The 1,606-nt window shown below is 64.3% G+C and carries 1 protein-coding gene; it reads right to left on the reverse strand.

What is annotated here, in order from left to right; translation table 11 throughout:
- Positions 1-1,312, reverse strand: a 1,312-nt coding sequence (locus EN742_RS34440; protein ID WP_148670501.1) for a Na/Pi cotransporter family protein, incomplete at its 3' end; no start/stop codon positions are given.
- Positions 1,313-1,606 lie beyond the last annotated feature (294 nt).

Raw genomic sequence — 1,606 nt, forward strand, 5'->3', positions numbered from 1 at the left:
TCTTCCTGACATGCACCAGCATGTTGCGCACGATGATGTCGCCGACCTGCTCCAGCTTGACGCAGGCGCCGATCAATTCCTGGCAGCGCAGCGCTTCGTCCTCGCTGAGCGGGTTTTTGGTAACCTTGGCCAGATAGAGCTTTATCGCCGCGTGCTTCTTGTCGACGCGATCGTCGAGCGCGGCCAGCGCCTTGATCTTGTCGCCGTCGGCGCTCTCATAGAGCTCGATGATGCGCTTCAGCATGATCTCGACGGTCTCGCAGACCCGCACCACCTCGCGGGTGGCGTTGGCCAGCGCCTGGCTCGGCGTATCAAGCGCGCTTTCGTTGAGCGCCGACAGTTCGACGATGTCGAGCGCCGAAGCCTGCTCCGGCTTGGCGCCGAGCGCCACGATCTTCTCCGAGGCGCGGTAGACGAGGCTGGCGAGCGGCAGGCCGGCGAGCAGGACGATCACATTGAACAGGATGTGGGCGTTGACGATCTGGTCAGGCACGCTGGCGCCAAGGAAGCCGACAGGCGGCTTCAGCGTCATGAACAGGATCAGCATGAGCAGCGAGCCCATGCCGCGCATCAGCAGATTGCCGATCGGCACGACGCGCACGCCGGGCTCGGCGTTGCGAGTGAGCAGTGGCGCGATGATCGAGGAGCCGAGATTGACGCCGAGCACCAGCACGATGCCGAGCTCGGGAGGGATGAAGCCACGGCCAGCCAGCGTCACCAGCAGCAGCACCGCCGCGATCGAGGAATGGAACAGCCAGGTGACCAGCGCGGCGAGCAGGTAGGCGGTGACGAAATCGCCGGAGAAATAGTTGACGATCATCGGCATCAGCGTGCTCTGGCGCAACGGCTCCGACGCCTGGCCGATCATCTCCAGCGACAGAAGCAAGAGACCGATACCGACCAGGATGCGGCCGAACTGGCGCCAGTCGCGCCGCTCGGTGGCCATGAACATGACGGTGCCGGCGACCAGGCACACCGGCACCAGCAGGGAGAGGTCGAAGGTGAGGAGCTTGACCACCAGCGCCGAGCCGATCTCGGCGCCGCGCACCGCCAATTGGCCGGACATGCCGGAGACGATGCCGGCGCCGGCGAAGGAGCCGACCAGCAAGGTCACGGCCGTGGAGCTCTGCAGTGCGACCGACAGGCCGCAACCGGCGAGAACCGCCATCAGCGGATTGCGCATGGTGGCGCGCAGCCGATGGCGCAGCGCATCGCCATAGGCACGCTCGACGCCCGTCTTGACCATGCGGGTGGCAAACAGCATCAGCGCCACGGCGCCGGCAAGATGCAGAAGGACGACGGAACCGCTCATACGCGATCTCGCGATCCGACGGGCGCGCGCGGCGCGCGAGCCGAACCGTCGACGAGGCAAAAGAGGGTGCGAATCATGGACATTTCAGAAACCGAGGATACGCCGATTTACTTTAGCCGGATAATAGATTTTGGCTCTCTGGCGACGGCTGGCGCACGACGGGGCGTGTCGGAAATGGATGGACGGCGATTTGGTTGCATCGCCCACCGGCGCCGATGGCGTCATGCCGTCCGGCGCTTGCGCGCGCATCAGACGCCTATCTGACGATGCTATTGAATTAGATATCATAAATAT

It is taken from the genome of Mesorhizobium sp. M4A.F.Ca.ET.020.02.1.1 (assembly GCF_004022645.1).
Lineage (GTDB): Bacteria > Pseudomonadota > Alphaproteobacteria > Rhizobiales > Rhizobiaceae > Mesorhizobium.